Genomic DNA, 26,460 nt, shown 5'->3' on the forward strand with positions numbered 1-26,460 from the left:
GGCCGGGTCGCCAAGGAGTGGACCGTCGGCATCCCGCAGCCCCGCCGCATCGAGGACGCCGACGTCGCGGAGCTGTCGCTTGAGATCACTGAACACCTGCGTGGGGAGATCCGCCGCCATGGCCAGCACTGACACCACTCCCAAGGCGGCGAAGAGCGACGACCTGGCCGGCCTGGAGGCCGGCCTCGACGCCCTCGACGCGGTCCAGACCCACCGCACCCCGGTGCGCGAGGTCCTCGTCAAGAAGGTCCTGCCCCCGGTCCTGGCCGTCGGCCTGGTGCTGGTGGTCTGGCAGGTCCTGGTCTCGGCGAAGGTCACCGACGAGACGAAGCTGCCCGCGCTGTCCGCCGTGTGGGACAGCCTGACCGACATGTGGCTCAAGGGCACGCTGCTCGACGTCGTCTGGACCTCGGTCTCCCGCGGTCTGCTCGGCTTCCTGCTGGCCCTGGCCATCGGCACCCCGCTGGGCCTGCTCGTCGCGCGGGTGAGGTTCGTCCGTGCCGCGATCGGCCCGATCCTCCAAGGCCTGCAGTCCCTGCCCTCGGTCGCCTGGGTGCCGCCGGCGGTGCTCTGGTTCGGCCTCAACGACGCCATGATGTACACGGTGATCCTGCTGGGCGCCGTCCCGTCCATCGCCAACGGCCTCGTCTCCGGCATCGACCAGATCCCGCCGCTGTTCCTGCGGGCCGGCCGCACCCTGGGCGCCACCGGCCTGCGCGGGGCCTGGCACGTCGTCCTGCCTGCCGCCCTGCCCGGCTACGTCGCCGGTCTGAAGCAGGGCTGGGCCTTCTCCTGGCGCTCCCTGATGGCCGCCGAGATCATCGCCAGCTCCCCCGACCTGGGCCTGGGCCTGGGCCAGCTCCTGGAGAACGGCCGGAACAACATCGACCTGCCGGGTGTTTTCCTGGCGATCGTCCTGATCCTCGTCGTGGGCATCGCCATCGACCTGCTGATCTTCAGCCCGGTCGAGCGGTGGGTCCTGCGCAGCCGCGGTCTGCTGGTCAAGAACTGAGATCCGAGCACCCCATGTCCTCCCCCGCACTCCTGGTCATAGCCCACGGCAGCCGCGATCCGCGGCACGCGGCGACCGTGCACGCCCTCGTCGGGCGGGTCCGGTCGCAGCGGCCCGGGCTCCGCGTGGAGACGGCCTTCCTGGACTTCAACGGCCCGACCGTCCCGCAGGCCCTGGCCTCCCTGTACCTCTCGGGTGTCCGGGAGGTCGTGGCCCTGCCCCTGCTCCTCACCCGGGCCTTCCACGCCAAGGCCGACGTCCCGGCGGTCCTGGCGGAGTCGGCCACCCGCCTCCCGGACCTCTCGGTCCGGGTCGCGGACGTCCTGGGCCCGCACCCGCTCCTGATCTCCTCGCTGGAGCTCCGCCTCGCCGGGGCGGGCGTCGGCCTCACCCCGGCGGACCGTGCGACGACCGGTGTCGTCCTCGCGTCCGCCGGATCATCGGACCCGGAGGCGATCGCAGTGATCGCTGAAATCGCGCGGGAGTGGCGGCTCACCGGTTGGTGCGCCGTGCGGCCTGCGTTCGCCTCCGCTGCTCTTCCCCGTACGGAGGACGCCGTCCGCGCCCTGCGCGCGGAGGGCGTCCGCCGCGTGGCGGTGGCCCCGTACGTCATCGCCCCGGGCTTCCTCCCGGACCGGATCACGACGGGCGCCCGCTCCGCCGGCGCGGACGCGGTGGCGGAGGTCCTGGGCGCGGCCCCCGACCTGGCCCGCCTCCTCCTGCTCCGCTACGACGCGGCCTCTGCGGCCCGCGCACCGCGCACCGGCCCGACCGCCCGGGCGGGATGACACCACCGCGAACCACGGAGGGGGGCCACAGCATCGTGCTGTGGCCCCCCTCCGTGGTGCGGGGCTAGGCGGCGTCCACCTGCCAGATCAGGCAGTCGGCGACCACCTGCGGCTCCTTGCCCAGGAGGCCGGAGAGGGTGCCGCGCAGTTCCTTGGCGCGCTGCTGGTCCTTCGGCAGGACCAGCAGGCCCGCCTTCCAGTACGCCAGGTCCTCGCGGGCCCTCTCGCGCATCTCCGGGGTGATGGTGTCCGGGGGCTGGACGGTGCCCCAGCGCACGTCGTTCAGGAGGGTGGAGAGCATCCGCGGCTTGGCGCCGTAGATGCCCACGCGGTCGGGACCGTCGGGACCGTTGAAGTACCCGCCGGCCAGCTTGAAGCCGAAGCCCGTGCTGCTCTGCCAGTGCAGGGCGGCGGCGGAGCCCGGGTCGGGGAGGGGCACCGGGACGAGCGAGCGGCCGTCCTCCAGGTACTCCTTGTAGCGGCCCTGGGTGATGAAGGACGGCACCGGTTCGCGGTCCTCGGTGACCAGGGGCAGCGGCAGGATCGGGACCAGGGCGGCCGCGACCGCGAGGTAGCCGACCGTACGGTGGTCGCCGGAGCGGAAGCCCCGTATCCGGTCCAGCGCGAGGGCGAGCAGCATGCCGAAGACGGGGGCGCACACCATCGCCACCCGGCTCTCGATCACGGACTCCAGCAGCGGGAGGTGGCGCAGCAGCCGCCACGGGGCGGGCACGGTGAGGCCGAACTTGTCGAGCTCCACACGGGGGCCGAGTGACAGCACGGCCGCGGCGACGGCGGTCAGGCCGAGGGCGCGGACGAGCGGGCGGCGCCACATCCACAGGGTGATGCCGATGGCCAGCGCCAGCAGCGGCCAGCCGTAGAAGGCGTTCTGCTCGGTGGTGTTCATCGACAGCTTGGCCGCGGTCTCGGCGTCGCCGAACAGCGAGCGCGCCGGGTACTCGCTCAGGGCGCGCAGCGGGTTGCCGGCCCCGTTCTCGCCGTGCAGCACCGAGTGGTAGCTCTGCGGTCCGAAGAACTGCCAGTACAGGGGGAAGGCGGCGAGCGGTATGGAGACGGCCGCCGCGATGCCGAGGCCCTTGGCCAGCGGCTTGACGGCGGCGCGCGCGTTCTGCGGGTCGTAGCAGGCGTGGATGAGGGCGAAGATCGCCATGCCCATCGCGGCCAGCAGGAAGGGCTCCTCGCCCAGGAAGATCTGGTACGCGGTGAACAGGCCGAGCAGGACGCCGTCACGGACCACGTTCTTGCCCGCGCACAGGCGCAGGGCCCGGTCGATGACGACCGGGATCATGAAGAGGACGACGAAGTTCGGGTGCGCGTTGGCGTGCGAGATCATCGGCGGCGCGAAGGCCGCCAGCGCGCCGCCGGCCGCGGCCGCCCAGCGGCTGTCCGTCAGACGGCGGTGGATCAGCCAGTACCAGGCCCAGGCCGTGGCGGCGATGCCGAGGGTGAAGACCAGGGCCAGGGCGACGGTCGGGCCGAACAGCAGGGTGACCGGGGTCATGGGCACCGAGAGCCCGAGCATCACCGTGTTCGCCATCAGGTTCACGCCGTCCGGCATGTTCTGGAGGTCGGTGAACAACGGGTTCCGCAGATGTGCGACGTTGTCGGCCGTGACGCCGAAGAACCACTCCCACTGGTTCTGGTCCTGGAGCGAGTGGGCCAGGATCGCCCCGTCCAGGTCCGCCCAGAGTCCCTTGTAGAGGTAGAGCGACGCCAGCAGGTAGAGCGCGGCGACGGCGATGCCGCCCGCGTTCAGCTTCATCAGTTCGCCGAGGGTGCGCAGGTAGTCCAGCAGCTTCACCTTCGAGCCGTCCTGGTGCGCCCAGCGGACGGGTACCTCGGCCACGGGCCAGCCCTTGCGGCGGTAGTACTGGAGGATCTCGACGTCGATGGCCCAGCCGTCGAGGCGGGCGGCGCCGAACGCGGCGCGGGCCTGGTCCCCGTCGAACAGCTTGAACCCGCACTGCGTGTCGCGGATGCCGCGCACGGCGACCAGACGGATGACGCGGTTGCCGACCCAGCCGAGCACCTCGCGCAGCACGCTCTGCTGGCGTTCGATGGCGGAGTCGCGGTGGGCGCGCGAGCCGATGGCCGCGTCCATGGACGGGTCGTCGGCCAGTGCCTGTTCCAGGCGGGCGAGTTCCTCGATCGGAGTGGCCAGATCGGCGTCCATGATCAGTACGCGCCGGCCCAGGGAGGCGCGGACGCCCAGGCGCAGGGCGCTGCCCTTGCCCCTGTTCTCCTCCGACTGCACGAGTCGGATGCGCGGCTCGTCGGCCCCGGCCTTGAGCGCTATCGCGGCGGTTCTGTCCGGGGAGCCGTCGTCGACGACGATGATCTCCCAGGCGGACGCGCCGCTGCCCACGTGCTCGTCGAGGTACTCCCGGACCAGGTCCAGGGTCGGAGCGAGACGCTCTTCCTCCCGGTAGGCGGGGATGACCACGGAGAGTCCGACAGACCCTGGTCCCTGGTTGTGGGGTTCGCCCGTGATGGTGGCACCTCGGGCCATGCCGTTCTGCACATTCAAGCCGTTCGTCAAGTTGTTCTGCTCATCCGCGAGGCAGCGCCGAGCCGAACGCTCCGCACGTCAAAATCGCCACTGCACGTCAGCCGTTGCGGAGGCACTCGGGGATTCCTGGGAGGAACCGGCCCGGGAAGCCTTCACGGTGGAACGCTGGTGCATGGCGTCGTCGACCGCGTCTGGAAGCGATCATTGTCAGGCGATTGATTTGTGTGAGGCCTTTACGGTTCCAGAACAATATAGGTCAGGGGCGGGCGCGGGCTATCCTCGCCCTTCGGCCTCGTCGGCCAGGGCGGTCAGGTCGGTGACGGACATGGCTCCCGGGGGCAGGGATTCGCGGGCGAAGATGTTCGCCGCGTGGCGCAGGACGTCGTTGACGGGGGTGGGCACGCCGTGGAGGCGGCCCAGCAGGGTGATCTCGCCGTTGAGGTAGTCGGCCTCCACCGAGCCCGTGCCGCGGGCCAGGCTCTGCCAGGAGGAGCCGCCCCGGACGCCCGCCGGCTGGTTCACCTTGCCGTCGCGGGCCGCCGACTGCTCGGCGTCCGAGGCGTAGGCGATGCCGGCGGCGTCGAATACGGCCTTGGCCTCGCGGACGGCGCGCAGCAGCAGGGCCGCCTTGGCCGGGTCGGGCTCGGGGCCGGTGGTGGCCTGGATCGCGTTGCCCAGGTTCCCGAGGAGCTTGGCGTACTTCCAGCGCATCACGTCCTCGACGACCGGGGCTTCGAAGCCGGCCTTGCCGAGGTCGGCGGCGATGGCCCGGATCCGCTCGTCGGACCCGCCGGCGGCGCGCCCGAGGTGGAGGATGCCGGTCAGCGGGGAGCAGAGCGCCGAGACCACGCCGGGCTCAAGGAAGGTGGCGGGGAGCCAGATGCAGACCCCGTAGACGCGCGCGAAGCGGCGCAGGGCCAGGCGTTCGCTCTCCACGCCGTTCTGGGCGCACAGCAGCGGCAGCCGCTGGGCGGCGGTGCCGCCTCCGGCGACCTCGGCGGCGCCCCAGGTGTCGAGGGCGGCGACGGCGTCCTGGGTCTTGACGGTCAGCAGCAGGACGTCGTCCGGGCGCAGCGCCCCGAGGTCGGCGGGGTGCGTGGCCACCGGGAGGCGGTGGACGCGTTCCCCGTCGGCGGTCGTCAGCCGCAGACCGCCCGACCGCAGCGCCTCGGCGTGTGCGCCGCGCGCGACGAGGACGACCTCCTTGCCCGTCTCCGCGAGCCGCCCCCCGATGGTCGCGCCGACCGCTCCGGCGCCGATGATGATGTAACGCATACCCAGAGCCTGGCACACGGTGCGCACCGCGGGTCCACCGGGCCGCGGCGGACCGCGAGTTGCCGCCTCAGGATCCGCCGGGCACGCCTTGGTCCGCCGTGAGCTCGACGAGCTTGGCGACCGTGTTCCAGTTGCGGGTGGTGGCGTCGATGCCCTTGAGGACGGCCGGCGTGTGGAGGGCGGCGCCCAGGTCGGAGCGGCCGAGGCCGTCGGGGGCGTAGAGGTAGAGGACGCGGTCGCCCAGCCGGTACTCCTCCGGGAGGTAGGCGGCCGGGTCGAGCGCCGCGAAGCGGTCCGGGCCGGGCTGCTCGGAGAAGAAGGTGGCGTGCAGCTGCCGGCCCTCCAGCTCGGCGGCCGGGAAGGGGCAGGCGTCGGCGACGGCCCGCAGGTACGCCCCGTCGACCACGAGGACCTTCACCGGGAAGCCGAAGCGGGCCTCGACGGCCGCCTCCAGCCCCCGGGCGAGGGCGGCGGGGTCCTGCTCGGCGCTGCTGAAGACGGCGTTGCCGCTCTGCAGGTACGTCGTGACGTCCCGGTGGCCGAGCCCTTCCAGCAGCGCGCGGAGTTCGGCCATGGGGACCTTCTTCCTGCCCCCGACGTTGATGCCGCGCAGCAGTGCCGCGTACTTCTTCAAGGGGGCCGGTCGCTTCGTCATGGCCTCACCCTAGCCCGCTACGGGAGTACCGCCTCGATGAGGTCGGCGGCCTGGCGGGTGCCGCCCTCGGTGGCCATCTGCGCGCGGATCTCCTCGGCGCGGGCGGCGACCTGCGGGTCGGCGAGCAGTCCGAGGACGGCCTCGCGCAGGGTGGCCGCGTCGGCCTCCTCCATCGAGACGTGCCGGGCGACGCCGAGGGAGGCGAGCATGTCGGCGTTGCCGAACTGGTCGACGGCCTGGGGGACGGCGACCATCGGGGTTCCGGTGGCCAGGCCCTCCTGGCTGCCGCCGGCGCCGGCGTGGGTGATGAAGGCGTCGGCCTGGCGGAGGATGTCCAGCTGGGGAACCCAGCGGTGGACCTCGACGTTGGCGGGGACGGTCCCCAGGTCGGCCTCGTCGGTGAACCTGCCGATCTGGAGGACGACGTGCCAGTCGGGCAGGTCCCCGAAGGCCTCGATGCAGGCGCGGTAGAAGGCGGGCTGCTTGGTGAAGGTGGATCCCAGGGAGACGAGGAGGATCTTCTTCCCCTCGGCTGCCGCCGGGCGCCGCCAGGTGCCCTGGGTGGCGCTGCGGTCGCCCTGGCAGGAGCCGACGAAGGTGTGGACGGACTCGTCGACCCGGTCGGCGTAGGGCTGGAGGGCACGCGGGATCAGCACGATGCTGCGGCGCGGCCGGCCGACGAACCGGTCGGGGTCCTCGTCGATGCCGTTCTCGTCGAGCCAGGCGCGGAAGCGGGCGTAGTACGCCCTGCCGCGCTCGCTCGCGCGCAGTTCGGCGGTCATGGGGGCGGCCACCTCCTCCTCGTACCCCTCCCACGCCACCAGGTTCGGGGAGAGGGAGATGGCGGGCACCCCCCACCGATGGGCCAGGACGCGCGCGGGGTAGGCGGTGATGTCGTGCAGGACGAGGTCGGGTTCGTCGCCCTCGAAGGCGGCCGCGAGCTGCGGGAGTGCCTGCACCGCGTCGTCCAGGAAGGGTTCGATGTTGTCGATGAGCTCGGTGCCCCAGGCCTCCGGCTCGTCGTCGGTGGGCAGGACGGACTTCCAGATCACCGGTACGGCCCCGGTCTCCGCGACCCTCTCGGCGAAGGAGGCGGGGATGGCGTAGCTGACGCGGTGGCCCCTGGCGACGAGTTCCCGGATCACTTCGATGCTCGGGTTCACGTGCCCGGGGGCGGCGATGGAGAACATGGCGATGTGTGCGGGTTTGGCTGAGGTCATGTCGTCGACATTAGCGAGACGATACGTCTCGTGCAAACGGAATCCGACCCTCTGGCCGGTCTTGTACCGGAACCCGGCCTGCCCGCCTCCCTCCCGCTCCCACCAGCCGTTTCTCGGCCCAGGGGTGCGAGACTGGGCGCCACGCGATCACCACCGCGCACACCGACGACCCCCCGGCGAAGGACGAGACGAACGCATGGACGAGGCACGGGCCAGGGACGTACTGACACGGGCGGGTCTCACGGGACCGGCCGAACTGCTCGCCTTCGGCGAGAACGCCGTCTTCGGCCTCGGCGACCTGGTCGTCAAGGTCGGCCGGGAGGCGGGGCTGCTGGAGCGGGCCGAACGGGAGCTGGCCGTCTCCGACTGGCTCGCCGCCGCCGGGATCCCCGCCGTCCGCGCCGCCGAGCCGCGGCCGCGGCTGGTGGCCGGCCACCCGCTGACCCTCTGGCACCGGCTCCCCGGAGCGGTGCGCCCGGCCGGCCCCGAGGACCTCGCGACGCTCCTGCGACCGCTGCACGCCCTGCCCGCCCCGCCGTTCGCACTGCCCGCCCGGGACCTCCTCGGCGGGGTCGAGCGCTGGCTGCGGCTGGCCGGGGAGGCCGTCGCCCCCGAGGACGCGGCCTACCTGCGGGCCCGACGCGACGCCTACGCCACCGAGGTGGCCGCCCTCACCCCGCACCTGACGCCCGGTCCGATCCACGGCGACGCCCTGCCCCGCAACGTCCACGTGGGCCCGGACGGACCGGTCCTCGTCGACCTGGAGACCGTCTCGGCCGACCTGCGCGAACACGACCTGGTGGTGATGGCCCTGTCCCGCGACCGGTACGGGCTGCCCGCGCCCGACTACGAGGCCTTCACCGCCGCCTACGGCTGGGACGTCCGCGCCTGGGAGGGCTGCGCCCTGCTGCGCGGCGCCCGCGAGACCGCCAGCTGTGCCTGGGTCGCCCAGCACGCCCCGGCCAACCCGAAGGCCCTGGCCGAGTTCCGCCGCCGCGTGGCCTCCTTGCGCGCGGGGGACCCGGCAGTGCGCTGGTATCCGTTCTAGTGGACATGAAGCTGCATCTCACCGTCCACGAGGCACGGCGCGGCACGGAGTCCCTCCGGGTCGTCCGCCCGGCCCGGCCGCCGGAGCACGCCGGACTCTTCGACGACGCCTGGTGGCTGAACGCGTACGTCGACCGGGACGCGGCCCTGCTCATGGCCGGGCTGTGGACCCTGGCGGCCGGCTCGCCGCGCTCGCTGGTCCACCTGCCCCTGCGCGGCCCCGCCCCGCCCGCGGGCTCCGGCCGGCTGGACCTCGTCCTGCTGCACCACTCCCTGCAGGTGGCCCCCTCCCGGTGGAAGGGGCTGCGGAGCCGGCTCTCCCCGGGCCGTCCGCGGACCGTGGACCTGAGGCTCCCCGAGCCCGCCGAGGAGGACCACCCGTCCCCGCACCACGCGGAGAACCGGGACCGGTTCCACCAGGGCGTCCACGCCGAGACGCTGTTCATGACGGGGAGCGCCAGGACCTTCCGGCAGGGCGCCGCCGTCTTCCTCGACGTGGCCCGCAACGGCCCGGAGCACACCGTCGCCCACCCGGACCGCGCCTACCGGCACCGGCACTACTGCCGCAACGCGCCCTGCGACGCCCGGTTCCGCGACCTCCACGTCGAATACCGTGAAGCCCCGGCGCCCGGGGCGGATGCCGCCCGCGCCTGACGCCCGCCCCTGACGCCCGCGCCCCTGGACGGGCCAGGTTCAGGCCGTGACCGGCTCCCGCAGCGGCCACCCCGTGTCGATCACCGCGTCCGGACTGCCCTGCCCCCGCAGGTACGACTGGAAGTCGCGGGCCCACCGGGCGTGCCAGCCGCCCTGGCGGTCATGCAGCTCGGCCGGGCTGAGCGCGGCCACCCGCGGGTGCCGGACGGCTATCGCCCGGGCCACCTGGACCGCCGCCAGCGCATCGGCCCCCGCGTCGTGCGCCGCGTCGAGGGTGACCCCGTACACCCCGCAGACCGCCTCCAGCGTCCGCTTGCCGCGCCGGTAGCGGTCCACGGCCCGGTCTATCGTCAACGGATCCACCACCGGCCCCGTCTCGGCCCCGCCCAGCCGGTCGGCGAGCGAGGGCAGGCCGTACCGCGCGAGCTCCGCCGCCAACAGGCTCAGGTCGAAGGCCGCGTTGTACGCGACGACCACCGCTCCGTCGCGCCAGTGCCCGGCCAACGCCTCCGCGACCTCGTCCGCCACCTCCCGCGCCGGGCGGCCCTCCGCGACGGCCCGCTCCGTGCTGATCCCGTGGATCGCCGCGGCCTCCTGCGGGATCGGCGTCCCGGGATCCGCGAGCCAGCCCCGCCGCCCGCGCACCTCCCCGGCCCGCACCTCGACCACCGCGGCCGTCACGATCCGGGACTCCGCGGGCTCCGTGCCCGTCGTCTCCAGGTCGAACCCGACCAGCACTCCCCCGTGCCACGCCTCCATGACGCGCCCCTCCCCCGTCTTCCGGTCAACGCGTTTCAGCCTGCCACGGGGCACTGACACCGGACGCGGCCACCTCCGGGGCCCGGCGTCAGGACACCGGGCGCGAGTCCTCCCACACCGACTCGAACTCCTCGCGGTAGGTCTGGAACAGCCCGTGGTCCGCGTCCTTCGGGACCCCCCGCCCGCCGCCGCGCAGCACCAGCACCGGCGCCTCCATCCCCCGGGCCCGCCGCAGGTACGACTGGACCACCGCGATGCCCGAGGACTGCCCCTCCACCAGGTAGGCGGTGAACCGCGGGGTCTCGTCGAAGACGTGGATGTCGAAGCGCGAGGGGTCCGTGAGCCCCGCCCGCACCCGGCGCACGTGCAGGATGTTCATCTCCACCGAACGGCTCAGCTCGCCCTTGCGCAGCCCCAGCTCGCGCTCGCGCCGCTTGACGGCACTGCTCGCCGGGTTCAGGAACAGCAGCCGCACCCGGCAGCCGGCCTCCGACAGCCGCACCAGCCGGCGGCCCGAGAAGTTCTGCACCAGCAGGTTGAGGCCTATGCCGATCGCGTCGAGCCGTCGCGCGCCCCCGAACAGGTCCTCCGCCGGCAGCTGCCGCTGGAGCCGCACCCGGTCCGGGTGGACGGAGATGACGTCCGCGTACCGGTCCCCGACGAGGTCCTCGACGGCGTCGATCGGCAGCCGGTCCGCCGACGGGCTGCCCGCACCCGCCCCCAGCACCTCCAGCAGCCGCGCCGAGGCCCGCTCCGCCTGCTCCAGCACCGCCCGCGACAGCGCCCGGTTGCGCGAGACCACGTTGCGCGTGACCTCCAGCTCGTCGAGGGCCAGCTCGATCTCGCGCCGGTCGTCGAAGTACGGCTCGAAGCAGGGCCAGTGCTGGACCATCAGCTCCCGCAGCTGCGGGAGCGTCAGGAAGCTCAGGACGTTGTCGTCGGCCGGGTCGAGGAGGTAGCCCTTGCGCCGGCTGACCTCGCGCACCGCCACCGCGCGCTGCACCCACTCCTGCCCGGCGGGACCGGCGGCCGCGACCACCCAGTCGTCCCCGCCGTGCACGGGTTCGTAGACGGGCCGCAACACGGCGCCCACCACCGACCTCAGCCGCTGCTCGATGAGGTTCAGCCAGATGTACGCACGGCCCGCGCGCTGGGCCCGCGTACGGACCTCGCTCCACGCGTCCGCGCTCCAGTCCAGCTCCGCCCCGGCGCGCACCTCCCCGGCCGCGGGCTGGGCCAGCGAGACCGCCGCCCCGGCCACCGCCCCCGGCACACCGCCTGGGGCGTCCGCCGGACCGCCCTCGTGTCCGCTGTCACCAGGGGGCAGCTCCAGACCTCCCGAGCTCACTCGTGCACCGCCTTCTGCGTCCGGACGCCCGTCTCCAGTGATCACGGAAGGGTACTCCGCGCGCGCGGCCCGATGCAGCCCGAAGCCGGCCGAGGTGATCACGCACACCCCGGCCGACCGTCCGTCGGACCATTATGTGATGCCCGGACGGTCCGCCGATCCGCATATCAGCTCTCCGGTTCACCCATCAGGAGCATCCCAAGTCCACGCGTGGGGGGCGTCTTTCGGGGAAGATTCGGCAGAGACGTGATCCGCGCCGGATCGACCGGACCAGGACGGAAAGAGTCGTTGCCCATGCAGGTCTGGCCGGGACAGGCGTATCCGCTGGGCGCCACGTACGACGGCGCCGGCACCAACTTCGCGGTCTACTCCGAGGCCGCTCGCCGCATCGAACTGTGCCTGCTGCACGAGGACGGTTCCGAGACCGCCGTCGAGCTGCGGGAGACGGACGCCTTCGTCCGGCACGCCTACCTCCCCGGGGTGATGCCCGGACAGCGCTACGGGTTCCGGGTGCACGGCCCGTACGAGCCCGAGCGCGGACTGCGCTGCAACGCGGCGAAGCTGCTGCTGGACCCGTACGCGCGGGCCATCAGCGGGCGCATCGACTGGGGCGAGGAGGTCTACGGCTACCACTTCGGCCGGCCCGACTCGCGCAACGACCTGGACTCGGCACCGCACACGATGAGTTCCGTCGTGGTGAACCCCTACTTCGACTGGGCCAACGACCGGCCCCCGCGCCACGAGTACCACCACACCGTGCTCTACGAGGCCCACGTCAAGGGCCTGACCATGCGTCACCCGGAGCTGCCGGAGGAACTGCGCGGCACCTACGGGGCCCTCGCGCACCCCGCGGTCATCGGCCACCTGGTGAAGCTCGGCGTGACGGCGCTGGAGCTGATGCCCGTACACCAGTACGTCAACGACCACCGCCTCGCCAACGACGGGCTCAGCAACTACTGGGGCTACAACACCATCGGCTTCTTCGCCCCGCACAACGGCTACGCCTCCGGCGACCGGGGCCAGCAGGTGCTGGAGTTCAAGTCGGCGGTGCGCGCCCTGCACGAGGCCGGGATCGAGGTGATCCTCGACGTGGTCTACAACCACACCGCCGAGGGCAACCACCTGGGCCCCACCCTCTCCTTCCGGGGGCTGGACAACGCCTCCTACTACCGGCTCGCGGACGACCCCCGGCACTACACGGACACCACCGGCACGGGGAACTCGCTGCTGATGCGTTCCCCGCACGTCCTCCAGCTGATCATGGACTCCCTGCGGTACTGGGTGACCGAGATGCACGTGGACGGCTTCCGCTTCGACCTCGCGGCCACCCTGGCCCGGCAGTTCCACGAGGTCGACCGGCTGTCGTCGTTCTTCGACCTGGTGCAGCAGGACCCGGTGGTCAGCCAGGTGAAGCTGATCGCCGAACCCTGGGACCTGGGCGAGGGCGGCTATCAGGTGGGCAACTTCCCGCCGCTGTGGACGGAATGGAACGGCAAGTACCGCGACACCGTGCGGGACCTGTGGCGCGGCCAGCCGCGCACCCTGGCCGAGTTCGCCGGACGGCTGACCGGCTCCTCCGACCTCTACCAGGACGACGGCCGCCGCCCCCTGGCCTCCATCAACTTCGCCACCTGCCACGACGGGTTCACCCTGCACGACCTGGTCTCGTACAACGAGAAGCACAACGAGGCCAACAGGGAGGGCAACCGCGACGGCGAGACACACAACCGGTCCTGGAACTGCGGGGTCGAAGGGCCGACCGAGGACCCCGCCGTCCTGGAGCTGCGCGAACGGCAGATGCGCAACTTCATCGCCACCCTGATGCTGTCCCAGGGCGTGCCCATGCTGAGCCACGGCGACGAGTTCGCCCGCTCCCAGAACGGCAACAACAACGCCTACTGCCAGGACAACGAACTGTCCTGGGTGACCTGGCCAGAGCCCGGCAAACCCCCGCCCTCACTCCTGGAGTTCACCCGCCGGATGGTGTGGCTGCGCCGCGACCACCCGGTGTTCCGGCGGCGCAGGTTCTTCCACGGCCGGCCGGTGGAGGGCACCCACGACGAGCTCTCCGACATCGCCTGGTTCACCCCGCACGGGGAGGAGATGCGGGCCCGGGACTGGCAGGCGCAGCACACGCGCGCCCTGACGGTGTTCCTCAACGGCGAGGCGATCTCCGAGCCCGGCTCGCGCGGCGAGCGGATCACCGACGACTCGTTCCTGCTGATGTTCAACGCCGGCGCCGACCCGCAGGAGTTCACCATCCCCGCCGGGCACGGCGCGCACTGGCGGCTCGTCGTGGACACCGCGCGGGCGGAGGTACTGCCGTCCGGAACCGGGCCGCAGTACGCCGCCGGGGACCGGGTCGCCCTGAAGGGCCGTTGCCTGGCGGTGCTTCAGCGGCCGGCGTAGCCAGCGGCGCCGCCCGCCGCCTCCGAACCCTCCGGTGGGGCGGTGCGCTGGGCCGGGACGAACGCCTTGACCGGCTCCGCCGCCGCGGCCGGGGGCCGGGCCGACGGCACCCGGGTGACCAGGGCGATGGCCAGGCACAGCGCGGCCGCCCCCACGGCCACGGCGAAGGCACCGGCGGGCCCGTACGCCTCGGCGAGCCGCCCCGAGACCGCCAGCGCCACCGCCTGTCCCGCCACGAGCGAACTGGCCGCGAAGGCCATGGACTCGGCGAGCCGGGACGGCGCCACGACCCGCTCGGTGAGGGCGAAGGCGGTGATCAGGTGCGGGGCGTAGGCGGCCCCGAGGACGGTCACGACCGCGTACAGGGGCCACAGCGTGTGGGTGAACAGCAGCGGCACCGAGAGCACCAGCGCCGCGCCCGTCGCCGCCCGCCAGCGCAGCCGCAGCCCGTAGCGGGCGGGCAGTGCGCCGAGCGCGAGGCCCACGACGGCGCTCACGACGCCCATCGCGGCGTACACGATGCCGGCCTGTCCGGGCACGCCCAACCGGGCGGTGAGGGCGGCGATGCCGGCCTGGCAGGCGCCGAACATGGCTCCCTGGAGGGCGAGGGAGCCGCGCACGGCGTGGACCACGCGCGGCTGGCGGGGCGCCCGTACGCCCGTGGCCCGGGCCCGCGCCGGGTTCCCGGCCGTGACGGCGGCCGTCGGGTGCAGGGCGTAGGCGGTGCCGAAGACGGCGACGAGGGCGGCGGCGCCGCCGAGGGCGACGGCCGGGTGCAGGGCGAGTGCGGCGAGGCCGACGAGGGCCGGGCCGAAGACGAAGGAGACCTCGTCGAGGGTGCCCTCCAGCGAGTGCACCGCCCCCACCACGCCCTCGCCGGCCTCCGCCCGGTGCGCGAGCGCCACGGAGCGGGTCCGGGCGAGGGGCCCGATCAGCGGGACGGAGGCCCCGGCCGCGAAGCCGACGGCGGCGAGCGGGGCGGTGGGCAGGCCCGTGAGCGCCCCGGCCACCAGGCCGGCGGTGGCCACGGCGTTGACCGCCGCCGCGGCGAGGACGACGGGACGCTGCCCGTGGCGGTCGGCGAGCCGGCCCAGGACCGGCCCGAAGACCACCTGGCCGGCGGAGAGCGTGCCGCCGACGATGCCGGCGGTGGTGAGGGAGCCGCTGGTCTCGGACACCAGGAGGACGCTCCCGAACTGGGACATCGCGACGGGCAGTCGGGCGAGGAAGGAGACGAGGGGGAGGAGGGGCCCGGTCAGGGCGATGACGTGTCGGTAGGTGCTGACGCTTGAAGCCACTTGATCGACACTAACGCGCCGCAGTCACCCGGATGCATTGGGTCATGGCACGGAATCACGCCGACTGGGTACGTACGTTCTCATGAGCCAGCGGAATTCAATCAGCCCATCGGAATCCGACGTTCCGACACCGGTCGTCCCGGCGTCGACCTACCGTCTCCAGCTGACGCCCGAGTTCCCGTTCGCGGCGGCCGCGGCGGCCGTACCCTACCTCGCCTCCCTCGGCGTGTCGCACCTCCACCTGTCCCCCGTCCTGGAGGCCGTACCGGGCTCGGCCCACGGGTACGACGTCACCGACCACGGGCGGGTCCGGGAAGAGCTCGGCGGGGAGCGGGGGCTGCGCGCCCTGGCCGCGGCCGCGCGGGAGCGGGGGCTCGCGCTGGTGCTCGACATCGTCCCGAACCACATGGCGCTGCCGTCGCCGCTGCGGCTGAACCGGCCGCTGTGGGAGGTCCTGCGGGAGGGGCCGGAGTCGCCGTACGCGCGCTGGTTCGACATCGACTGGGAGGCGGGCGGCGGACAGGTCCTGCTGCCGGTGCTCGCGGAGCCAGACGAGCCCTTCACGGTGGACGCGGCGGCGGGCCTGCTGCGCTGCGGGGACCGCGAGTTCCCGCTGCGCGCCGGGACGGCGGAGCTGCCGCTGCCGCGGCTGCTGGCCGCGCAGTGGTACCGGCCGGCGTGGTGGCGCGAGGCCCGGACCGCCCTCAACTACCGGCGCTTCTTCACCATCTCGGACCTCATCGGGGTGCGGGTGGAGGACCCCGACGTCTTCGCCGCCACCCACGCCAAGGTGCTGGAGCTGGTGCGGGACGGGGTGGTGGCCGGCCTGCGGATCGACCACGTCGACGGGCTGGCCGACCCGGAGGAGTACCTGCGGCGGCTGCGGAAGGCGGTCGGCGCCGACTGCTGGGTGGTCGTCGAGAAGATCCTGGCCCGCGACGAACGGCTGCCGTCGGCCTGGCCGGTGGCCGGAACCACCGGGTACGACGCCCTGCACCGCGTCGACGGGGTGTTCACGGACGCCGCGGGGGCCCGCGAACTGGCCCGCGCGTACGGCAGGTCGACGGGGGTGCCCGGCTGGGAGGAGACCGCCTCCACGGCCGCCCGCGAGGTCCTGACCGGCGACCTGGCCGCCGAGCTGGGCACCCTGGAACGCCGGGCGGGCCCGGAACGGGCGGCGGCGGTACGCGAGTTGCTCATCGCCTCACCGGTGTACCGGACCTACCCCGGCGGCCCCGGCCCGGACGCCCGGACCCGTGACCGGGCCGCCGCGCGGGCCGGGACGGCCGCGGTGGACGGCGTACTCGACCTGCTCGAACGCGACCCCGCCTTCGCGGCCCGCTTCGCCCAGACCTCGGCGGCCCTGCGCGCCAAGTCCCTGGAGGACCGGGCCTTCTACCGCTGGGCCCCGCTGCTGTCGGCCACGGAGGTCGGCGGGGACCCGGGGGCCCCGGCGGTGTCGGTGGCGGAGTTCCACGCGTACTGCACGGAACGCGAACGGGACCTGCCCGACGCGGGCACGGTCCTGTCCACCCACGACACGAAGCGCAGCGCGGACGTCCGCGCCCGCATCGCGGTACTGGCGCAGGCGCCGGCCGCGGGGGCGGACGCCGTGCGCGAGGCGGGGGCGGCCGGTGGTCGTGATCCGCAGCTGGCCTGGGTGGCCCGGCAGAGCGCGCTCGGACTGGGCGACGTCCCCGAGCGGGGGCCCCGGCTGGCGGCGGCCCTGGTGAAGGCCGCCCGGGAGGCGGCGCTGCACACCTCCTGGACCGACCCCGACCCGGCGTACGAGGCGGGCCTCGCCGATCTCGTCCCCCCGGTCCCGGTGGAGCTGCCGCCCGCACTGGCGGAGGCGGCCCGGGCGAACGTGCTGGGCATGGCCCTGCTGCACCTGACCATGCCGGGCGTGCCGGAGGTCTACCAGGGCTCCGAGTACGAGTACCGCGCCCTGGTGGACCCGGACAACCGCCGCCCCGCCGCGTTCCCCCGGGAGGCGCTGGCCGCCCTGGACGCGGGCACCGCCCCGGCGGCCCTCGGGGAGGAGAAGCTCGCCCTGACCGCCGCCCTGCTCCGCCTGCGCCGCACCCGCCCCGCCCTGTTCCGGGGCTACGCCCCGCTGACCGCTCGGGGCCCGGCCTCCGACCACTGCCTGGCCTACGCACGCCCGGGGGGCCTGGTGGCGGTGGCCACCCGCCTCTCCCACCGCCTGGCGGAAGCGGGCGGCTGGCGCGGAACCGCCCTCTCCCTCCCCCCGGGCCGGTGGCTCCCGGCCCACGGACCGCGCCCGTCGGCCCCGTACGAGGGGGAGGTGCCCCTGACCCGCCTCCTGTCGACGGCCCCGGTGGCCGCGCTGGTACGGGCCGGGTAGCGGCACGGCCCGGGCACGGCGCCGCCCCGCACCGCCCCGCGGGGGGACTGGCACAGACGTTCAGGTGCAGTAGGGCGGTGGTGTGGCGGGCATGGCTTGGAGGTGAGCCTCCGTGACATGCGCTATCCCGCCCCGCACGACCTCGCCCTGGCCGCCCGCGCGCTGGCCGACGAGTACCCCGGCCGGGTGCGGTTGCGTCAGGTCGGGGAGTCGCGGGGCGGGCGGCCGCTGTGGGTGCTCTCCGTCGGCGGGCGCGGTGACGGGGGCCGGGAGGTGCTGGTCGTCGCCGGGGCGCACGCCAACGAGCCCGTCGGCGGGGCCACCGCGCTGGACCTCGCGCGGCGGGCGGCCGGGGCCCCGGGCGGCGGAACGGGGTGGCACTTCCTGCTCTGCGCCGACCCCGACGGCGCCGAACTGCACCGCACCCCCCTCCCCTCCTCCCTCCTCGACTACCACCGGCACTTCTACCGCCCGTCCGGCCCCGAACAGCCCGAGTGGGCACCGTCGTTGCTCCCCGCGGACCGGCTCCCGCCGGAGGCGGTGGCGCTGACCGGGCTGATCGACGAGCTGCGTCCCGTCCTCCAGGTCTCCCTGCACGGCACGGACCTGGGGGGTTCGTGGGTGCAGCTCACCCGGGACCTGCCCGGGCTGGCCGGGCAGTTCGGGAGATCGGCCGCCGAGCTGCGGATACCGGTGGAGACCGGGGCGTCCGACGCCGCAGGGTGGTCCTCTCCCGGTCCGGGGATCTTCGTGATGCCCCGCGCGGGGTCCATGGGGTCCCACTCCGAGGACGCGCGGCTGAGCACCTGGTGCCACCGCGGGACCACCACCGCGATCGTCGAGGTGCCCATGTGGGCCTCCCGACTGGTGGACGACCCCGCCCCGCACCCGGACCCGCGGGGCGCGCTGCGGATGCTGGCCGGGCGGCTGGGCGCGGACGCGGCGCGGGTCGCGGAACTGCGCGAGGGGGTCGGGGCGGCGGACCCGGACGCCGCCGCGCTGCTGCGGGCGGTGGACTGGACGCTGCGGCTCATCCCGCAGGTCGCCGCCGGGTGGACGGCCGCCGGGAAGCCCCCCGGGACCACCGCCGCCGCCCTGGCCAGCCTCGACGCCTTCGGGAGGCGCCTGCCGCTGCGGGCCGCCGCCATGCTGTGGCGGGTGGTGCGCGCCCAGGGGCATCCGGCGGCGCCGGGGCTCGACCGGCTGGTGACGGGATGGTGCGAGGAGTTCTCCGCCCGGTTCCGGGCCCGTCCGGTGCCGGTGGCCACGCAGGTGGAGCACCAGTCGCGGACGGCGCTGGCCGCCCACCGGTGTCTTCAGACGGGCCAGGCGTAACGGCGCTTGGCCCGGCCGCCGGCGCCCAGGCGGTCGTAGAAGCGGATCGCGCCCTCGTTCCAGTCCGGGGTCTGCCACTCGACGTGGTCGAGGCCCCGCTCCCGGGCGAGGTCCGCCACGGCCGTCATCAGGGCGGCGCCGAGTCCGTGGCCCCGGGCCTCCTGCGCCAGGTAGAGGCAGTCCATGTGGAGGTAGGGGGACGCGTCCCAGAACGCGAACTCCTCCGAGCAGGCGGCGTATCCCGCCACCGTGCCGTCGGGGGTCTCGGCGAGCAGCACCCACAGGCGGGCCCCTTCGGCGAACAGCCGGGGCCCGAGGCGGTCGGCGAGGCCGGCCGGGCGGGGGGCCGCCCGCTCGTACGCGACGTGCTCGTGGATGAGCTCGACGAGGCGGGGGAGGTCGTCGGGCCGTGCCGGCCGGATGCGGGAGTCGTGGTCCATGGGAGGACATCCTGCCCTCCGCCCTCCGCCGGGCGCCCGGCGGTCCGCCCGCGGCCCGTCAGCCGACGGTCAGCTGGAAGCACATCTGTCCGAAGCCCACCTGGTCCCCCACCCGCACCACGGCCGCCCCGGTGACCCGGCGCCCGTTGACGGTGGTGCCGTTGGTGGAGCCGAGGTCCTTGAGCACCCACACCCCGTCCCTCAGGCTCAGTTCCGCGTGCGCCCGCGAGACGGTCTCGTGGCTGAGCCGCAGGCCGTTGCCCGGGTCTCGGCCGATCCGCAGCGGGCCGGCGGCGGGGTGCGGGAGCAGCAGCTTCGGCAGCCGCTCGGCCTGCCAGGCCCGCCGGACCCCGGCCGAGACGGCCGACGCTCGCCCCACCCAGCCGAACAGCCGGTGGGTCCACGGGGTTTCGGGGCCGAGCGGCCCCTCACGGGTCTGGAGGTCGGCGAGCAGCACGGCCAGGTCCTCCGAGCGGCGGGCGACCAGTGCGAGTTCCATGCGGCGCAGGAAGGTGTCGTGCGACAGCTTCCCGAGGGCCGCGCCCTCCCTGAGCTGGCCCAGCGCCCGGTCCCGTTCCGCGTCGGACAGCCGCGGGGCGGGGTAGGCGGGGAACTCGAAACTCGACGTCACAGGGTGATTGTCGGCCCGTCGGGTGCGGAGTGTCCAGAACTCCCCCGGCGGGCCCGGAATGATGGGCACGATACGCATGCCACGTCGGCCGAGGACAAGGGGACCGTCCGTGCAGTTCGAGGTGTGGGCACCGCTGACGGGCCGGGTCGCCCTGCGACTCGGCGACACCGCCTACGAGATGACGCCCGACCCGTCCCCCGGCCGCGCGGGCTGGTGGACCGCGCAGGCCCCGGCGGGCGACGGCGACCGGTACGGGTTCCAGCTGGGCGACGACCCCGTCGTCCGCCCGGACCCGCGCGGGAGGCGGATGCCGGACGGTACGGACGGCCTGTCCGCCGTCGTCGACTTCGAGCCCCTCACGCCCCGGACGGCGCCCCCGCGCCTCCCGCTCCAGGACGCGGTGCTGTACGAGCTGCACGTCGGCACCTTCACCCCCGAGGGCACCTTCGACGCGGCGGCCGCCCGCCTGGGGCACCTGACCTCGCTGGGTGTGACGCACGTGGAGCTGATGCCGGTCTGTCCCTTCCCGGGCCGGCACGGCTGGGGCTACGACGGGGTGGCGCCCTGGGCGGTGCACGAACCGTACGGCGGGCCGGCGGGGCTGGCCCGGTTCGTGGAGGCGGCGCACGCGGCGGGTCTCGGGGTCGTGCTGGACGTGGTCCACAACCACCTGGGCCCCTCCGGCAACCACCTCCCCGCCTTCGGCCCGTACTTCACCGACACCCACCACACGCCGTGGGGCGCGGCGGTCAACCTGGACGCGCCGGGTTCCGACGAGGTGCGGGCGTACCTGATCGGCAGCGCCCTGGCCTGGCTGCGGGACTACCGGATCGACGGGCTGCGGCTGGACGCCGTGCACGCGCTGGCCGACGGGCGGGCCCTGTCCTTCCTGGAGGAGCTGTCGGCCGCGGTGGACGCGCTGGCCGCGGAGTCGGCACGGCCGCTGTTCCTGATCGCCGAGTCCGACCAGTGCGACCCGCGCCTGACCACGCCGCGCCCCTCCGGCGGTCTCGGTCTGCACGCGCAGTGGAACGACGACTTCCACCACGCTCTGCACACCGCGCTGACCGGGGAGTCCCAGGGCTACTACGCCGACTTCGCCGTGGCCCCGCTCGGCGCTCTCGCCAAGACCCTGACCCGGGCGTTCTTCCACGACGGCACCTGGTCGGCCTTCCGGGGCCGCTCCCACGGCCGGCCGGTGGACCGCCGCCGCACCCCCGCGCACCGCTTCCTGGGCTACTCCCAGACCCACGACCAGGTCGGCAACCGGGCGATCGGGGACCGGCTGTCGGCCTCCCTCTCCCCCGGTCTGCTGGCCTGCGCGGCGACGCTGGCCCTGACGGGGCCGTTCGTGCCGATGCTGTTCATGGGCGAGGAGTGGGGGGCGGCGACGCCCTGGCAGTACTTCACCGACCACCGCGATCCGGAGCTGGCCGAGGCGGTGCGCAGCGGCCGGCGGCGGGAGTTCGCGGCGCACGGGTGGACGTCGGAGGAGGTGCCGGACCCGCAGGATCCGGCGACCCGGGAGCGGTCGTGCCTGGACTGGGCGGAGCCGGAGCGGGAGTCGCACGCCTGGCTGCTGGAGTGGTACCGGACGCTGATCCGGCTGCGCCGCTCGCAGCCGGACCTGCGTGACCCGGACCTGGCGGCGGTCCGGGTCGCCTTCGACGAGGAACGGCGGTGGCTGACGTTCCGGCGGGGTGACGTCCGGGTGGTGGTGAACCTGGGGACGGAGTCGGTGACGGTCGCGCTGGGCCGCAACGGGGTGCGGGTGCTGGCCTCGTGGGAGCCGGTGGAGCATCCGGGCCCCGACGGGCGCGTCCGCGTGCCGGGCGAGTCGGCGGTGGTGCTGGGTCCGTGAGGTCCCGTGCGGGGCGCGGAAGGGTCACTCCACGACGGCCATCTCCCGCGGGGCGTCGTTGAGGCGGCGCCCGCCGTCCGGCGTGACGGTGACGATGTCCTCGATGCGGACGCCGAAGCGGCCTGGGAGGTAGACGCCGGGCTCCACGGAGAAGCACATGCCGGGGACGAGGGGCTGTTCCTCGCCCTCGACCATGTACGGGGGTTCGTGGGTGGTGACGCCGATGCCGTGGCCGGTGCGGTGGATGAAGCGGTCGCCGTAGCCGAACTCGGTGATGACGGCGCGGGCGGCGCGGTCGACGTCCTGGCAGGCGGCGCCGGGGCGGACGGCCGCGAAACCGGCCTGCTGGGCTTCGCGGACGATGTCGTGGACGCGCTGTTCCTCGGCGGTGGGTTCGCCGACGTGGACGGTGCGGGAGATGTCGGAGCCGTAGCCGTGCTTGAGGCCGCCGAAGTCGAGGACGACCATGTCGCCGCGCCGGATGACCCGGTCGCCGGCCTCGTGGTGCGGGTTGGCGCCGTTGGGGCCGGAGCCGACGACGGTGAAGTCGACCTGGGAGTGGCCGTGTGCGCGGAGCAGGCCGGCGAGGTCGGCGGCGACGTCGCTCTCGCGGCGGCCGGCGAAAGGGACGTGGAGGATCTGGGCGTAGGCGGCGTCGGCGGCGGCCGCCGCGGCGGCGAGACGGGCGAGTTCGCGGTCGTCCTTGACGGCGCGGAGCATGGGCAGGGCCTCGGTGAGCGGGGCGTAGGAGGTGGTGGGCAACTCCTTCTGCAGGCCGAGGAGGTGGAGGGCCCAGGTGTTGTCGCTGACGCCGAAGCGGCCGCCGGCGTCGAGGAGCGGGGCGGTGAGGGCGTACGGGTCGTTGCCGTCGGTCCAGTCGCGCAGGGTGAGGGCGCCGGCGCCGGGGGCCCTGGCGGCGTCGGGGGCTTCGAGGGCGGGGACGACGAGGACGGGGTCCCGGCCGGCGGCGAGGACGAGCAGGGTGAGCCGTTCGGTCTCGGCGGTGGGGCGGTATCCGGTGAGGTGGGCGAGGTCGGGTCCGGGGGCGATGAGCAGGCCGGCCAGGCCGGAGTCGGCCGCGGCCCGGGCGGCGGCGGCCATGCGGGCGGCGTGGTCGGCGGTGGTGAAGGGGGCCGGGTCGGGGTGGGCGGGCTCAGGCGCGGGTGCGGTCGTCATACGGGGATCCTGCCGTGAGGCGTGCGGCGAGCGCAGCGGCCGCGCCGGACAGGGTTCCCGGCGCGAGGAGCTCCGTACGGTGCACCAGGCGGGGGGCGTCGAGCGGTACGGCGGTCCCGGCGCCGGAGCCCGCCGCGACGGCGGCTTCGGCGACGCGGCGGGGCAGCAGGAGCAGGCCGTGCCCGGCGGCGGCGAGGGCGCACAGGGCGTGCAGGTCGGTGCCCTCGTAGCGCAGGGCCGTGCGCGCGGAGCCGTGGGCGGGGGTGAGCGGCAGGCCGGCGTCGGGGGCGTCGAGCCAGCGGGCGTCGGCGAGGTCGTCGAGCCGGACGGCGGCCCGCCGGGCGAAGGGGTGTCCGGCCGGCAGGAGGAGGGCCAGTTCCTCCTCGGCGACGCCGGTGACCTTCAGCGGGGCGACGTCGGGGAGCCTGAGGGGGTCGCTGGGGGCGGCGAGGCCGTCGACGAGCCCGAGGTCGCAGTCGCCGGCGGCGAGGGCGGCCGGTACCCGGCCGGGGGGCATGACGCTCAGGGTGACGCCGGTGGCGGGGAGGGCGGCGAGCAGGCGCGGCCCGACGGCGAGGGGCGAGGCGGCGAGGGTGATCCGGCCGGGCGGGGCGGCGGCCAGGCGCAGGACATCGGCCCGGGCGGCGTCGAGCCGCAGCAGGAGGGGCCCGGCATGTTCCAGGAGCCGGGTCCCGGCGGGTGTGGGGGTGACGGGGCGGCGGGTGAGGAGCTCGGCCCGCAGGTCGGCTTCGAGGGCGGCGATGTGCTGGGAGACGGCGGACTGGGTGTAGCCGAGTTCCCGGGCGGCGGCGGAGAAGGAGGCGAGGCGGGCGACGGTGACGAAGGTGCGCAGGAGGTGCGGGTCCATGCGGTTCATGATCCCAGGGGCGGGCGGCTGGATCATCAGCGCTGCTTATCGAAGGTGCAGGAACAATCGTTGGCGCTGAAGCGGGACCGGCCCCGAGGATGATCGGCATGACCACCGCGCAGACCACCGCCCCGGCGGCTCCCGCCCCGCCCGCCGCTCTCCCGTCGTCCCCGCCCTCCGCCGCCCGGCCGGCCCCGCCCGTGCTCCCGGAGTCCCCGCCCGTCGGGGCGGTGGCCCGGATCGCCCTGGTCGGCGACCGTTCCCCGCACGTGACGTCGCACACCCGGATCCCGCTGCTCCTCGACGCGCTGGCCGTGCGCGAGGGGCTGGTCCTGGACGCCTACTGGATCCCGACCTCGGAGGCCGCGGCGGAGGCGGCCGCCGGGACGCTGGCCCGGTTCGACGCCGTGTGGGTGCTGCCGGGCAGTCCGTACGCCAGCGAGGCGGGGGCGCTGGCCGCGATCCGGGTGGCGCGGGAGGAGGGCATCCCCTTCCTCGGGACCTGCGGCGGCTTCCAGCACGCCCTGCTGGAGTACGCCCGTACCGTCTGCGGTCTGACGGGGGTCGCGCACGCGGAGAACGACCCCGGCGCCGACGACCTGCTGATCGCGCCGCTCGCCTGCTCGCTGGTCGGGCACGAGGGGGTCGTGCGGGCGCGGCCCGGGTCGCTCGCGGAGTCGGTGCTCGGGGCGGAGCGGTCGCTGGAGCGCTACCACTGCACCTACGGGCCCGCCCCGCGGCACCTGCCGGAGCTCGTGGCGCACGGGCTGCGGCTGTCGGGGCACGACGAGGACGGGCAGGTGCGGATGGCCGAGCTGCCCGGGCACCCGTTCTTCCTGGCCACGCTCTTCCAGCCCGAGCTCGCCGGGGACGGGACGCGCCCGCATCCGGTGGTCCGGGCGCTGGCCGCGGCGGCCGTGGCCCGCGCGCGGCGGCGTGCGGACGGGGTGGTCCCGCGGCTGGCCGCGGCCTTGGCCGGCAGCCGGGCCGCCGGATAACCCGTCGCGGAACCACCCATCTGATCGGCTATGCTGTGCTTGCACGACGAACGGGTGGTCCGCCGCCCTTCGTGGTGGGTGTAGCTCAGTTGGTAGAGCACCTGGTTGTGGTCCAGGTGGCCGCGGGTTCGAGTCCCGTCACTCACCCTTCCCTTCCCGTAGGGGGTACGAGGTTCGCCTCGTACCCCCTACGGGCGTTCGCCCGGCCGTTCAGCCGCGGAGGAAGGCCTCCACCTCCGTGACGAAGGCCACGGGGGTCTCGTGCGGCGGGTAGTGGCCGGCCCCGCGGACCGTGACGATCCTGCAGTCCGGGTACCAGGCCTGCCAGGTGGCCCGCATCACATCGGCGGTGAGGGCGAGGTCGTACTCCCCCACGAGGACGAGCACGGGCACCGTGTTTCCCTTCACGGCGGAGGACAGGTCGCGGGACTGCCAGTCGGCGAAGTAGCCGGCGAAGGCCTCGGGGCGCGACACGGCGAGGGAGTGGGCCACCATCCGGTCGAGCCAGTGGCCGCTCGCGCGGTGGCCGGTGACGAGGTCGACGATGGTGCGGCGCTTGCCGGGGTCTTCGGCGGCGCCGTGGAAGAGGGCGTGGGTGGCGTCGTCCATCACGTAGGGCCCGGCCGGGACGGGGCAGAGGCCGATCAGCTTCTCGATCCGCTCGGGCGCGCGGACCAGGACCTGCTGGACGGCCTTGCCGCCCATGGAGTGGCCGAGGAGGGAGAAGGTGTCCCAGCCGAGCTCGTCGGCGAGGGCCAGGACGTCGTCGGCGATCTCGGGGAGGGTGTGGCGGCCGGGGACGTCGCGGCGCTCACCGTAGCCGCGGTAGTCGAGGAAGGCGTACGAGAACCCCTCCGGGTCCAGGTAGTCGAGCACGGAGCCCCAGTTGGCGGAGGTCCCGAACCAGTCGTGCAGCACGATGACGCGGACGGGGCCGGTGCCGATCCTGCGGTGGGCGATGGCCATGCGTTCTCCTTCGGTGACGGGGGTGCGGAATCCGACGCCGTTCGTTCTGCCCACCGGCCCTACGATCACACCGTGCGGCGTCACGCCACCGTGTACTCGGTGTCGCCGAAGTCCGCCACGACGCGCAGGTGTCCGCCGATGGCCTCGACGTAGGACCTCAGCGTGGCGACCTCGGTGCGGTCCATGTCGCCGTTCTCGATGGCCGACACGCGGGGCGCGGAGACCCCCATGGTCTCGGCCACGTCCCTCTGGGTCAGCGCCTGCTCCTGCCGGATCTCGGCGAGGCGGTACGCCCGGACCTCGGCCATCAGCCGGTCCATCGCCGCCCGCCTCTCCGCGGCCGATCTGACGGGCAGTCCCGCGGCCGCGCGACGCTCGCGCGCCTGCCGCTTGGCTTCCTCCCAGCCGATTGCGTTCATTCGTACTCCCTGGTGTCGAGCTCGGCGAGGTGCGCCTGGTACCGCTTCTCCGCGAGCGGGACGTTCACCTCGTACCACCTCTGCCAGTTTCCCGCCTTGTCCCCTGCCACCAGGAGCACCGCACGGCGGACGGGGTCGAAGGCGAACAGGATCCGGATCTCGCCGGCACCGGACGAGCCGGGCCTCAGTTCCTTCATGTGGTGCTGCTCCGCACCCCTGATGCGGTCGACGAGCGGACGGCTGAGCGTCGGCCCCACCGACGCCAAGGCGTCGACGGCGTCCTCGACCTGCTGGGCACTGTCCCAGTCCGTCCGCGCCAGTTCGGCGAACCATGCGGCCACCTCGCTCACGAGGATCACTTCCCATTGCGCCGCGCCCGCGAAGTCAACGCAAGCGTTAACCT

The 26,460-nt window shown here is 74.3% G+C and carries 23 protein-coding genes, 1 tRNA gene and 1 pseudogene; 11 read left to right on the forward strand and 14 right to left on the reverse strand.

Annotation, left to right across the window (positions count from 1 at the left end; all coding sequences use genetic code 11):
- From WDV06_RS02475 to WDV06_RS02485, 3 genes and pseudogenes are all read left to right on the forward strand, one after another.
- Nucleotides 1–132, forward strand: a pseudogene (locus tag WDV06_RS02475) (ABC transporter ATP-binding protein); the annotation flags it as partial.
- The gene (locus WDV06_RS02480; RefSeq protein ID WP_395507909.1) at nucleotides 119–1,012 is read left to right on the forward strand and encodes an ABC transporter permease; all 894 of its coding nucleotides are present in this window, start codon (nucleotides 119–121) and stop codon (nucleotides 1,010–1,012) included. The pseudogene WDV06_RS02475 and the gene WDV06_RS02480, both read left to right, overlap by 14 nt.
- Nucleotides 1,013–1,026: 14 nt before the next feature.
- Nucleotides 1,027–1,800 carry a sirohydrochlorin chelatase gene (locus WDV06_RS02485; protein WP_395507910.1) on the forward strand — a complete coding sequence of 258 codons (774 nt, stop codon included), beginning with the start codon at nucleotides 1,027–1,029 and terminating at the stop codon, nucleotides 1,798–1,800.
- A gap of 64 nt (nucleotides 1,801–1,864) precedes the next feature.
- Here WDV06_RS02485 and WDV06_RS02490 read toward each other — a convergent pair whose 3' ends face one another.
- From WDV06_RS02490 to mgt, 4 genes are all read right to left on the reverse strand, one after another.
- Entirely contained in the window at nucleotides 1,865–4,330 is a 2,466-nt protein-coding gene (locus WDV06_RS02490) for a dolichyl-phosphate beta-glucosyltransferase (RefSeq protein ID WP_395507911.1), read from the reverse strand.
- A gap of 273 nt (nucleotides 4,331–4,603) precedes the next feature.
- On the reverse strand, nucleotides 4,604–5,605 hold the full coding sequence (locus tag WDV06_RS02495; RefSeq protein ID WP_395507912.1) for a ketopantoate reductase family protein: 1,002 nt from the start codon (nucleotides 5,603–5,605) through the stop codon (nucleotides 4,604–4,606).
- Between the two features lie 67 nt (nucleotides 5,606–5,672).
- Complete coding sequence (locus tag WDV06_RS02500) at nucleotides 5,673–6,260, reverse strand: DUF1697 domain-containing protein (protein WP_395507913.1); 588 nt, start codon at nucleotides 6,258–6,260, stop codon at nucleotides 5,673–5,675.
- Between the two features lie 17 nt (nucleotides 6,261–6,277).
- Nucleotides 6,278–7,480, reverse strand: a complete 1,203-nt coding sequence (gene mgt / locus WDV06_RS02505; RefSeq protein WP_395507914.1) for a macrolide-inactivating glycosyltransferase — start codon at nucleotides 7,478–7,480, stop codon at nucleotides 6,278–6,280.
- A gap of 196 nt (nucleotides 7,481–7,676) precedes the next feature.
- Here mgt and WDV06_RS02510 point away from each other — a divergent pair, with 196 nt between their 5' ends.
- A complete protein-coding gene (locus tag WDV06_RS02510; protein ID WP_395507915.1) occupies nucleotides 7,677–8,528 on the forward strand; it encodes a phosphotransferase enzyme family protein in 852 nt (283 codons plus the stop codon).
- A gap of 5 nt (nucleotides 8,529–8,533) precedes the next feature.
- The gene (locus WDV06_RS02515; protein WP_395507916.1) at nucleotides 8,534–9,181 is read left to right on the forward strand and encodes a hypothetical protein; all 648 of its coding nucleotides are present in this window, start codon (nucleotides 8,534–8,536) and stop codon (nucleotides 9,179–9,181) included.
- Between the two features lie 39 nt (nucleotides 9,182–9,220).
- On the opposite strand, the gene WDV06_RS02520 is transcribed toward WDV06_RS02515, so the two are convergent.
- Nucleotides 9,221–9,940 (reverse strand): 3'-5' exonuclease, encoded by a 720-nt coding sequence (locus tag WDV06_RS02520; RefSeq protein ID WP_395507917.1) that lies wholly within the window; start codon nucleotides 9,938–9,940, stop codon nucleotides 9,221–9,223.
- Nucleotides 9,941–10,028: 88 nt separating this feature from the next.
- Complete coding sequence (locus WDV06_RS02525; RefSeq protein WP_395507918.1) at nucleotides 10,029–11,288, reverse strand: SAV2148 family HEPN domain-containing protein; 1,260 nt, start codon at nucleotides 11,286–11,288, stop codon at nucleotides 10,029–10,031.
- 294 nt (nucleotides 11,289–11,582) lie between these two features.
- On the opposite strand from WDV06_RS02525, the gene glgX reads away from it, so the two are divergent.
- A complete protein-coding gene (glgX, locus tag WDV06_RS02530; RefSeq protein WP_395507919.1) occupies nucleotides 11,583–13,697 on the forward strand; it encodes a glycogen debranching protein GlgX in 2,115 nt (704 codons plus the stop codon).
- On the opposite strand, the gene WDV06_RS02535 is transcribed toward glgX, so the two are convergent.
- Entirely contained in the window at nucleotides 13,682–14,995 is a 1,314-nt protein-coding gene (locus WDV06_RS02535) for an MFS transporter (RefSeq protein ID WP_395507920.1), read from the reverse strand. The two genes, glgX and WDV06_RS02535, sit on opposite strands and share 16 nt — an antisense overlap.
- An 82-nt stretch (nucleotides 14,996–15,077) precedes the next feature.
- Here WDV06_RS02535 and treY point away from each other — a divergent pair, with 82 nt between their 5' ends.
- Both treY and WDV06_RS02545 read left to right on the forward strand, forming a co-directional pair.
- Nucleotides 15,078–17,363 (forward strand): malto-oligosyltrehalose synthase, encoded by a 2,286-nt coding sequence (treY, locus tag WDV06_RS02540; RefSeq protein WP_395507921.1) that lies wholly within the window; start codon nucleotides 15,078–15,080, stop codon nucleotides 17,361–17,363.
- Between the two features lie 117 nt (nucleotides 17,364–17,480).
- Nucleotides 17,481–18,698, forward strand: a complete 1,218-nt coding sequence (locus tag WDV06_RS02545; protein WP_395507922.1) for a M14 family zinc carboxypeptidase — start codon at nucleotides 17,481–17,483, stop codon at nucleotides 18,696–18,698.
- Here WDV06_RS02545 and WDV06_RS02550 read toward each other — a convergent pair.
- The gene (locus WDV06_RS02550; protein WP_395507923.1) at nucleotides 18,680–19,138 is read right to left on the reverse strand and encodes a GNAT family N-acetyltransferase; all 459 of its coding nucleotides are present in this window, start codon (nucleotides 19,136–19,138) and stop codon (nucleotides 18,680–18,682) included. The genes WDV06_RS02545 and WDV06_RS02550 overlap by 19 nt on opposite strands.
- A 58-nt stretch (nucleotides 19,139–19,196) precedes the next feature.
- Complete coding sequence (locus WDV06_RS02555; protein WP_395507924.1) at nucleotides 19,197–19,769, reverse strand: FHA domain-containing protein; 573 nt, start codon at nucleotides 19,767–19,769, stop codon at nucleotides 19,197–19,199.
- Between the two features lie 109 nt (nucleotides 19,770–19,878).
- Here WDV06_RS02555 and treZ point away from each other — a divergent pair, with 109 nt between their 5' ends.
- Nucleotides 19,879–21,630, forward strand: a complete 1,752-nt coding sequence (gene treZ / locus WDV06_RS02560; protein ID WP_395507925.1) for a malto-oligosyltrehalose trehalohydrolase — start codon at nucleotides 19,879–19,881, stop codon at nucleotides 21,628–21,630.
- 24 nt (nucleotides 21,631–21,654) lie between these two features.
- Here treZ and WDV06_RS02565 read toward each other — a convergent pair whose 3' ends face one another.
- Nucleotides 21,655–22,806 (reverse strand): aminopeptidase P family protein, encoded by a 1,152-nt coding sequence (locus tag WDV06_RS02565; protein WP_395507926.1) that lies wholly within the window; start codon nucleotides 22,804–22,806, stop codon nucleotides 21,655–21,657.
- Complete coding sequence (locus WDV06_RS02570) at nucleotides 22,784–23,674, reverse strand: LysR family transcriptional regulator (RefSeq protein WP_395507927.1); 891 nt, start codon at nucleotides 23,672–23,674, stop codon at nucleotides 22,784–22,786. Before WDV06_RS02570 ends, WDV06_RS02565 begins: the two co-directional genes overlap by 23 nt.
- A gap of 107 nt (nucleotides 23,675–23,781) precedes the next feature.
- On the opposite strand from WDV06_RS02570, the gene WDV06_RS02575 reads away from it, so the two are divergent.
- Nucleotides 23,782–24,672: a CTP synthase C-terminal region-related (seleno)protein gene (locus WDV06_RS02575; protein WP_395507928.1), complete on the forward strand. Its 891-nt coding sequence runs from the start codon at nucleotides 23,782–23,784 to the stop codon at nucleotides 24,670–24,672.
- 74 nt (nucleotides 24,673–24,746) lie between these two features.
- A tRNA-His gene (locus WDV06_RS02580) sits at nucleotides 24,747–24,819 on the forward strand.
- Nucleotides 24,820–24,882: 63 nt separating this feature from the next.
- Here the strand turns inward: WDV06_RS02580 and WDV06_RS02585 are convergent.
- The 3 genes from WDV06_RS02585 to WDV06_RS02595 all read right to left on the reverse strand — a co-directional run bounded on the left by WDV06_RS02585 (nucleotide 24,883) and on the right by WDV06_RS02595 (nucleotide 26,413).
- On the reverse strand, nucleotides 24,883–25,638 hold the full coding sequence (locus tag WDV06_RS02585) for an alpha/beta fold hydrolase (protein WP_395507929.1): 756 nt from the start codon (nucleotides 25,636–25,638) through the stop codon (nucleotides 24,883–24,885).
- Nucleotides 25,639–25,718: 80 nt separating this feature from the next.
- Nucleotides 25,719–26,057 carry an XRE family transcriptional regulator gene (locus WDV06_RS02590; protein ID WP_395507930.1) on the reverse strand — a complete coding sequence of 113 codons (339 nt, stop codon included), beginning with the start codon at nucleotides 26,055–26,057 and terminating at the stop codon, nucleotides 25,719–25,721.
- Nucleotides 26,054–26,413 (reverse strand): type II toxin-antitoxin system RelE/ParE family toxin, encoded by a 360-nt coding sequence (locus tag WDV06_RS02595; protein WP_395508032.1) that lies wholly within the window; start codon nucleotides 26,411–26,413, stop codon nucleotides 26,054–26,056. The genes WDV06_RS02590 and WDV06_RS02595 overlap by 4 nt, the downstream gene beginning before the upstream one ends.
- Nucleotides 26,414–26,460 lie beyond the last annotated feature (47 nt).

This window comes from Streptomyces racemochromogenes (assembly GCF_044129415.1).
GTDB classification, from domain to species: Bacteria; Actinomycetota; Actinomycetes; order Streptomycetales; family Streptomycetaceae; genus Streptomyces; species Streptomyces racemochromogenes_A.

What these genes read in the sequence shown, in the direction of transcription:
- WDV06_RS02480 (WP_395507909.1), top strand. Translation starts at nt 119, where the DNA reads ATGGCCAGCACTGACACCACTCCCAAGGCGGCGAAGAGCGACGACCTG.
- WDV06_RS02485 (WP_395507910.1), top strand. Translation starts at nt 1,027, where the DNA reads ATGTCCTCCCCCGCACTCCTGGTCATAGCCCACGGCAGCCGCGATCCG.
- WDV06_RS02490 (WP_395507911.1), bottom strand. Translation starts at nt 4,330, where the DNA reads ATGGCCCGAGGTGCCACCATCACGGGCGAACCCCACAACCAGGGACCA.
- WDV06_RS02495 (WP_395507912.1), bottom strand. Translation starts at nt 5,605, where the DNA reads ATGCGTTACATCATCATCGGCGCCGGAGCGGTCGGCGCGACCATCGGG.
- WDV06_RS02500 (WP_395507913.1), bottom strand. Translation starts at nt 6,260, where the DNA reads ATGACGAAGCGACCGGCCCCCTTGAAGAAGTACGCGGCACTGCTGCGC.
- mgt (WP_395507914.1), bottom strand. Translation starts at nt 7,480, where the DNA reads ATGACCTCAGCCAAACCCGCACACATCGCCATGTTCTCCATCGCCGCC.
- WDV06_RS02510 (WP_395507915.1), top strand. Translation starts at nt 7,677, where the DNA reads ATGGACGAGGCACGGGCCAGGGACGTACTGACACGGGCGGGTCTCACG.
- WDV06_RS02515 (WP_395507916.1), top strand. Translation starts at nt 8,534, where the DNA reads ATGAAGCTGCATCTCACCGTCCACGAGGCACGGCGCGGCACGGAGTCC.
- WDV06_RS02520 (WP_395507917.1), bottom strand. Translation starts at nt 9,940, where the DNA reads ATGGAGGCGTGGCACGGGGGAGTGCTGGTCGGGTTCGACCTGGAGACG.
- glgX (WP_395507919.1), top strand. Translation starts at nt 11,583, where the DNA reads ATGCAGGTCTGGCCGGGACAGGCGTATCCGCTGGGCGCCACGTACGAC.
- treY (WP_395507921.1), top strand. Translation starts at nt 15,078, where the DNA reads ATGAGCCAGCGGAATTCAATCAGCCCATCGGAATCCGACGTTCCGACA.
- WDV06_RS02545 (WP_395507922.1), top strand. Translation starts at nt 17,481, where the DNA reads ATGCGCTATCCCGCCCCGCACGACCTCGCCCTGGCCGCCCGCGCGCTG.
- WDV06_RS02550 (WP_395507923.1), bottom strand. Translation starts at nt 19,138, where the DNA reads ATGGACCACGACTCCCGCATCCGGCCGGCACGGCCCGACGACCTCCCC.
- WDV06_RS02565 (WP_395507926.1), bottom strand. Translation starts at nt 22,806, where the DNA reads ATGACGACCGCACCCGCGCCTGAGCCCGCCCACCCCGACCCGGCCCCC.
- WDV06_RS02570 (WP_395507927.1), bottom strand. Translation starts at nt 23,674, where the DNA reads ATGGACCCGCACCTCCTGCGCACCTTCGTCACCGTCGCCCGCCTCGCC.
- WDV06_RS02575 (WP_395507928.1), top strand. Translation starts at nt 23,782, where the DNA reads ATGACCACCGCGCAGACCACCGCCCCGGCGGCTCCCGCCCCGCCCGCC.
- WDV06_RS02585 (WP_395507929.1), bottom strand. Translation starts at nt 25,638, where the DNA reads ATGGCCATCGCCCACCGCAGGATCGGCACCGGCCCCGTCCGCGTCATC.
- WDV06_RS02590 (WP_395507930.1), bottom strand. Translation starts at nt 26,057, where the DNA reads ATGAACGCAATCGGCTGGGAGGAAGCCAAGCGGCAGGCGCGCGAGCGT.